The following is a 6,132-nucleotide window of genomic DNA, read 5'->3' as shown; positions in this document are numbered from 1 at the left end:
GGCGTTGTGCGGCCCCCCCCCCCGAGTGAAGTCTGGGGCGCGGCCAAACAGACGGCGGGAGGGTGTGCGCCCCCCCCCGCGCCCCCCCCCCGCGCCCCCCCCCCCCCCCCCCCCCCCGGGCCAAGGTGACTGCTACAGGAAGCGGTGTCCGATCCACCAGCCCGCCGCGGCGAGCGCCGAGGAAGCCGGAATCGTCAAAATCCACGCCCACACGATGTTGCCCGCGACGCCCCAACGCACCGCGCTGAACTTCTGCGTCGCCCCGACACCGACAATGGCGCCGGTGATGGTGTGCGTCGTGGAAACGGGAATGCCGAGGAACGACGCGACGAAGAGCGTGATCGCCCCGCCCGTCTCCGCGCAAAAGCCGCCGACGGGCTTGAGCTTCGTGATCTTCTGGCCCATCGTGCGTACGATGCGCCATCCGCCGAACAGCGTGCCGAGCCCCATCGACAGATAACAGAGCCCGATGACCCAGATCGGCGGCGCGTCGGAGCCTACGGAGGCGTAGCCCGTCGCGATCAGCAGCATCCAGATGATGCCGATTGTCTTCTGCGCGTCGTTGCCGCCGTGCCCGAGCGAATACAGCCCAGCCGAAAGCAGTTGCAGCCGCCGGAAACGCCGGTCCACTTTCGACGGCGGCGTGCGGAAATACAGCCACGACACCAGCAGCATGAAGAACGAGCCGAGCACGAAGCCGAGCAGCGGCGAGATGAAGATGAACGCGACCGTCTTCAGCAGCCCGTCCCAGTTCAGCGAGCCCCAGCCCGACTTGGCGAGCGCGGCGCCGACGAGCCCGCCGATCAGCGCATGCGACGAGCTCGACGGAATGCCGTACACCCACGTGACGATGTTCCAGCCGATTGCGCCCACGAGCGCGCCGAAAATGACGTAGTGATCGACGATGTCCGGGTCGATCGTTCCCCTGCCGACCGTCGCGGCGACCTTCAGGTGGAAGATGAAATACGCAATGACGTTGAACGCGGCCGCGAACGCGACCGCTTGCTGCGGCTTCAGCACGCCGGTCGAAACGACCGTCGCGATGGAGTTGGCGGCGTCGTGAAAGCCGTTCATGAAGTCGAACACGAGTGCGACCATGACGAGCGTAGCGACTGCCCAGATAGCGAGTTGAATCGAATGCATCAGTTGGTGTGGTATTGACCGGCGCTGTACTGACGGCCGGTCTGTGTCGTCATCGCCCGCCGCATGCAGTCAGTCCAGTCAGTTCTGCGCGAACGGGCTTGGGCGGCATGATCAGGCGTTTTCCAGCACGATGCCTTCGATGATGTTCGCGACATCCTCGCACTTGTCGGTGATCGTCTCCAGAAGCTCGTAGATCGCCTTGAGCTTGATGAGCGTCTTCACGTCGTCTTCTTCGCGGAAGAGCTTCGACATGGCCGAGCGCAGCACGCGGTCCGCGTCCGACTCCAGGCGGTCGATTTCTTCGCAGATCTTGAGAATCTCACTCGCGCGTTTCATGTCTTCCAGCAGACTCACGGCCTGCTGCACGCGCAGGCACGTGGCCGTGCAGATATGCGCGAGCTGGCTCGCCTCCGATGTCACCGCGCGCACGTCGTACAGCGAAATGGCCGTGGCGACGTCCTCCATCAGGTCGAGGATGTCGTCCATCGTCGTGATGAGCTTGTGGATTTCGTCGCGGTCGAGCGGCGTGATGAACGTCTTGTGCAGCAGATCGATGGTTTCGTGCGTGAGCTTGTCGGCACGCTTTTCGTTGGTCTGGACGTTCTGCTTGTGAACCTCGGCTTCGTCGAGGTTGTCGATCAGCAGTTCGAGCTCGCGGCTTGCATCGACCATGCATTTCGCGTGCGCGTTGAAAATCTCGAAGAATTTGCCCTCGGTGGGCATGAAACGACCGAACATGAAAGTCCCGATAGATGGGTCAATGAGGCTGACATCAAACCGACATATTGTACCTGCGCCCAGCACCCCGCGCACCGCGCTCGGACGCCGCGTGCGTAGGGCTTTGATAGAAGGCTTGACAGTCTTGCGCGAACGAGGCTATTCGCCGCCGTAGAAGCTCTGGACGCCGGCGAAGTTGTCGAACTTCGTGTATTGGCCGTGGAACGTCAGGCGAACCGGCCCAATGGGACCATTACGCTGCTTGCCGATGATGATTTCCGCTGTGCCTTTGTCCGGACTGTCAGGGTTATACACCTCGTCGCGGTAGATGAAGAGGATCACGTCCGCGTCCTGCTCGATAGCGCCGGATTCGCGCAGGTCCGACATGATCGGCCGCTTGTTCGGACGCTGCTCGAGACCGCGATTGAGCTGCGACAGCGCGATCACCGGCACGTCGAGTTCCTTCGCGAGGCCCTTCAGCGAACGCGAGATTTCAGAGATTTCGGTTGCGCGGTTCTCGCCGCCGCCTGAGCCTGACATCAGCTGCAAATAGTCGACGATGATGAGGCCGAGCTTGCCGCACTGGCGCGACAGGCGCCGCGCCCGCGAGCGCAATTCCATCGGATTGAGGCCGCCGGTTTCGTCGATGAAAAGCTGCGCCTCGCTCATTTTCTGCACGGCATGCGTGAGCTTGGGCCAGTCTTCGTCGGTGAGACGGCCCGTGCGCATGCGGTGCTGATCCAGCCGGCCGACCGAACCGAGCATACGCATGGTCAGTTGCGTGCCGGGCATTTCCATCGAGAACACGGCAACGGGCAAGCCGTACTCCACGGCCACGTATTCGCCGATGTTCATCGAGAACGCCGTCTTACCCATCGACGGACGCCCCGCCACGATAATCAGTTCGCCGCCGTGCATGCCGGAAGTCATGCGGTCGAGATCGACGAAGCCGGTCGGCGTGCCGGTGACATCGCTCGGGTTCGCGGTGTGGTAAAGCGTGTCGATGCGCTCGACGACCTGCGTCAGCAGCGGTCCAATTTCGAGGAAGCCTTGGGTGCCGCGCGCGCCGTCCTCGGCGATCGAGAACACGCGCGCTTCGGCTTCGTCCAGAATCTGCCGGACTTCCTTGCCTTGCGGATTGAACGCGTCGGCGGAGATTTCGTCCGCCACGGACACGAGACGGCGCAGCACCGCGCGGTCGCGCACGATTTCCGCATAGCGGCGGATATTCGCCGCGCTCGGCGTGTTCTGCGCGAGCGCGTTCAGATACGCGAGGCCGCCCACTTCGTCGGCCTTCCCGGCCATCGTGAGGGATTCGTAGACGGTAATAACGTCGGCCGGCCGCGTCGCGGCGATCAGCTTGCCGATGTGCTCGTAAATGATGCGATGGTCGTAGCGATAGAAGTCGCTCTGCGACATCACGTCGGCGATGCGGTCCCATGCCGCGTTATCCAGCAGCAAGCCGCCGATCACCGATTGCTCGGCTTCGATCGAGTGCGGCGGAACCTTCAGCGCGTCGAGTTGCGGATCTTTGGACGGTGCGTTCATGGGGTGGAATTATCGACGAAATCGGCCATGCGGTGTATTGATCGGACAAACAAAAAAGGCAGGAACCCGCGAAGGTTCCTGCCCTTTCTTACTGCTCGCGAAGCCAAAGCCTCGCGTGAAACTTAGGCGTGTTCGCCGAGCACCGACACCGTGACGTCGACCACGACGTCCGTGTGCAGCGCCACTTGAACCGGATGGTCGCCGACCATCTTCAGCGGGCCTTGCGGCAGACGCACTTGCGCCTTTTCCACTTCCGCGAAGCCTTGCGACTTCAGTGCTTCGGCGATGTCCGCGTTCGTGACCGAACCGAACAGACGGCCGTCGACGCCCGCCTTCTGCGAGATCTGAACCGTGAAGCCGTTCAGCTTGTCGCCTTGAGCTTGCGCTGCAGCCAGCTTTTCAGCGGCGTTCTTTTCGAGTTCGGCGCGGCGAACTTCGAATTCGGCGATCGCGTCCTTGGTCGCGCGGCGAGCCTTCTTGCCGGGGATCAGGAAGTTACGTGCGTAGCCGTCCTTGACCTTGACGATGTCGCCCAGGTTGCCCAGGTTGACGACCTTTTCCAAAAGAATGATTTGCATTTTTGGCTATTCCTTATGCGTCGTCTGATTAGGCCTTGTGCAGGTCGGTGTACGGCAGGAGCGCGAGGAAACGCGCCCGCTTGATTGCCGTGTCGAGCTGGCGCTGATAGTGCGCCTTCGTGCCAGTCAGACGAGCCGGCGTGATCTTGCCGTTTTCGCCGATGAAGTCCTTCAGCGTTTCCGTGTCCTTGTAGTCGATGTACTCGACGCCGGCTGCCGTGAAGCGGCAGAACTTCTTGCGCTTGAAGAGCGGGTTTTGTTGCTGACGACGCTTGTCGAATTTCTTACCAGTCGGGCGGGGCATGTTCAGTCCTTTCCAATGTCCTGCAATTCTGTGATGTGAAACACCAGGGTTCGGGAGTTACGGCCTTTTTTCGCCAGAAAGCCGGTGAAGCGCGTTTCGACGCCCATCGGACAGTTTTCCAGCCTGCCGCTCGCTTCTCCGGCGGCGACCGCGGGCAGTGTCAGTTCGATTTTCCGGGCGATGCCCGCTTCGACGACTTCCGCCGCGTGTTGCAACGTGCAGCTTGCGATCGGGATGCCGGCGGGCGTGTATCGCACCGGTTCGCGTTCCACGACGCTCGCTGTCAGTTGCAGCCGGTTCACGAGTAAGTCTCGGTTCCCTGGTGGCTTGACAGTGTTGAACTGTCCTTAAGCCTGCGCTTCGGACGGCTGGCTGGCCGCCTTCTTGGCTTCTTCGCGCTGCACTTCCTTCATCATCGGCGACGGGCCGGTTTCGGCCTTCTTCATCTTGACGATGAGGTGGCGCAGAACGGCGTCGTTGAACTTGAACGCGTGTTCCAGTTCTTCGAGCGTCGCCTGGTCGCATTCGATGTTCATGCAGACGTAGTGAGCCTTCGCGAGTTTCTCGATCATGTAGGCCAGTTGGCGGCGGCCCCAGTCCTCGATACGGTGGATCTGGCCACCGTGCGACGTGATCGTGCTCTTGTAACGCTCGATCATCGCGGGCACTTGCTCGCTTTGATCGGGATGCACGATAAAGACGATTTCGTAATGACGCATATTCACTCCTTGTGGCTACTTGTGGATTAAAGCCGCCCGAGCGTCGGACCGGTGCGGCAAGTGAGAAGTCAGCGAGTATATACCGTTTTGCCGCCGGACGGCAAGCCAAACCGGAGTTTTCCGACTGACTTTCGCCGCTTTTTCAATCATTTAGCGCGCGTGCATCCGTCTGCCGATGCGTTTCGCCGGGCGGCTCGGCCGCGCGGCTCCAATAACCGGGCTGCGCGTAGATTTCCTTCAGATAATCAATGAAGTAGCGCACGCGCGCCGGCACGTAGCGTTGTTGCGGGTAGACGGCCAGAATGTCGTAGTCAGGCAGCTCGTATTCGTCGAGCACGGTTTCCAGTTCGCCCGCCGCCAGTTGCCGCTGTATCTCCCACGTCGAGCGCCAGCCGAGCCCGAGTCCTTCCGACACCCAGCGATGCAGCAATTCCCCGTCGTTGCAGTCGAGGTTGCCGCTCACGCGCACGGTTGCGAGCTTGCCGTTGCGCCGGAAATACCAGCCGCGGTTCTGCCCGCCTTGCAGGTTGAACGCGAGGCAGTTGTGATTCGGCAGATCGTCGAGCGATTTCGGCTTGCCGTGCTTGCGGAAATACGCAGGCGTGCCGCACACCACGCGCCGGTTGCTCGCCAGCTTCACCGCGACGAAGTTCGGATCGACCGTGCCCCCGATGCGAATCGACAGGTCGTAGCCTTCGCGCACCAGATCGACGACGCGGTCGGTCAGATTGAACGACATCTGCAGTTCGGGCTTGTCGGCGAGGAACGCCGGCGCGTGCGGCGCGACGTGCATGCGCCCGAACGCCGCCGGCGCCGACACGATCAGATGCCCGCCGACCGCGCGCCGCCCCGCCGCGAGTTCGTTCTCCGCCTGATCCCACTCGGCGAGCAGATTCTTGCAGCGGTCCAGAAACGCCGCGCCCTCTTCGCTAACGACCAGCCGCCGCGTCGAGCGATACATCAGCTTGACGCCGAGACGCTTTTCGAGCGCGTCGATGCGCCGTCCGAGAATGACCGGCGACACGCCCTCTTCCAGCGCCGCCGCCGCGAGGCTGCCGGCTTCCGCGACGCGCACGAATGTCTCGATCTGCTTGAAGCGGTCCATTTCCTTGTCTCCTGTGCC

Annotated in this window: 8 protein-coding genes; all 8 read right to left on the bottom strand. The window is 62.2% G+C overall.

Annotated features, from left to right (window positions below; all coding sequences use genetic code 11):
* Nucleotides 1–132: 132 nt before the first annotated feature.
* Nucleotides 133–1,143: an inorganic phosphate transporter gene (locus tag NCR37_RS06280; RefSeq protein ID WP_244848586.1), complete on the bottom strand. Its 1,011-nt coding sequence runs from the start codon at nucleotides 1,141–1,143 to the stop codon at nucleotides 133–135.
* A 111-nt stretch (nucleotides 1,144–1,254) separates the two neighbouring features.
* Entirely contained in the window at nucleotides 1,255–1,881 is a 627-nt protein-coding gene (locus NCR37_RS06275; RefSeq protein ID WP_175940242.1) for a DUF47 domain-containing protein, read from the bottom strand.
* 138 nt (nucleotides 1,882–2,019) lie between these two features.
* The gene (locus NCR37_RS06270; protein ID WP_250472233.1) at nucleotides 2,020–3,408 is read right to left on the bottom strand and encodes a replicative DNA helicase; all 1,389 of its coding nucleotides are present in this window, start codon (nucleotides 3,406–3,408) and stop codon (nucleotides 2,020–2,022) included.
* 122 nt (nucleotides 3,409–3,530) lie between these two features.
* A complete protein-coding gene (gene rplI / locus NCR37_RS06265) occupies nucleotides 3,531–3,986 on the bottom strand; it encodes a 50S ribosomal protein L9 (RefSeq protein ID WP_175940240.1) in 456 nt (151 codons plus the stop codon).
* A gap of 28 nt (nucleotides 3,987–4,014) precedes the next feature.
* Nucleotides 4,015–4,290: a 30S ribosomal protein S18 gene (gene rpsR, locus NCR37_RS06260; RefSeq protein WP_007000150.1), complete on the bottom strand. Its 276-nt coding sequence runs from the start codon at nucleotides 4,288–4,290 to the stop codon at nucleotides 4,015–4,017.
* Between the two features lie 2 nt (nucleotides 4,291–4,292).
* A complete protein-coding gene (priB, locus tag NCR37_RS06255) occupies nucleotides 4,293–4,592 on the bottom strand; it encodes a primosomal replication protein N (protein ID WP_250472232.1) in 300 nt (99 codons plus the stop codon).
* Nucleotides 4,593–4,637: 45 nt separating this feature from the next.
* Nucleotides 4,638–5,009: a 30S ribosomal protein S6 gene (gene rpsF, locus NCR37_RS06250; RefSeq protein ID WP_061117413.1), complete on the bottom strand. Its 372-nt coding sequence runs from the start codon at nucleotides 5,007–5,009 to the stop codon at nucleotides 4,638–4,640.
* A 142-nt stretch (nucleotides 5,010–5,151) separates the two neighbouring features.
* Nucleotides 5,152–6,114 (bottom strand): LysR family transcriptional regulator, encoded by a 963-nt coding sequence (locus tag NCR37_RS06245; protein WP_250472231.1) that lies wholly within the window; start codon nucleotides 6,112–6,114, stop codon nucleotides 5,152–5,154.
* Nucleotides 6,115–6,132 lie beyond the last annotated feature (18 nt).

This window comes from Caballeronia sp. GAFFF1 (genome assembly GCF_023630705.1).
In the GTDB taxonomy this organism is placed as follows: domain Bacteria; phylum Pseudomonadota; class Gammaproteobacteria; order Burkholderiales; family Burkholderiaceae; genus Caballeronia.
The sequence above is the reverse complement of the archived record's forward strand: the minus strand, read 5'-3'. Positions and strand labels throughout refer to the sequence as shown.

Bases quoted from the DNA above. Each gene is read 5' to 3' on its own strand.
- NCR37_RS06280 (WP_244848586.1), bottom strand. From the start codon at position 1,143: ATGCATTCGATTCAACTCGCTATCTGGGCAGTCGCTACGCTCGTCATG.
- NCR37_RS06275 (WP_175940242.1), bottom strand. From the start codon at position 1,881: ATGTTCGGTCGTTTCATGCCCACCGAGGGCAAATTCTTCGAGATTTTC.
- NCR37_RS06270 (WP_250472233.1), bottom strand. From the start codon at position 3,408: ATGAACGCACCGTCCAAAGATCCGCAACTCGACGCGCTGAAGGTTCCG.
- rplI (WP_175940240.1), bottom strand. From the start codon at position 3,986: ATGCAAATCATTCTTTTGGAAAAGGTCGTCAACCTGGGCAACCTGGGC.
- rpsR (WP_007000150.1), bottom strand. From the start codon at position 4,290: ATGCCCCGCCCGACTGGTAAGAAATTCGACAAGCGTCGTCAGCAACAA.
- rpsF (WP_061117413.1), bottom strand. From the start codon at position 5,009: ATGCGTCATTACGAAATCGTCTTTATCGTGCATCCCGATCAAAGCGAG.
- NCR37_RS06245 (WP_250472231.1), bottom strand. From the start codon at position 6,114: ATGGACCGCTTCAAGCAGATCGAGACATTCGTGCGCGTCGCGGAAGCC.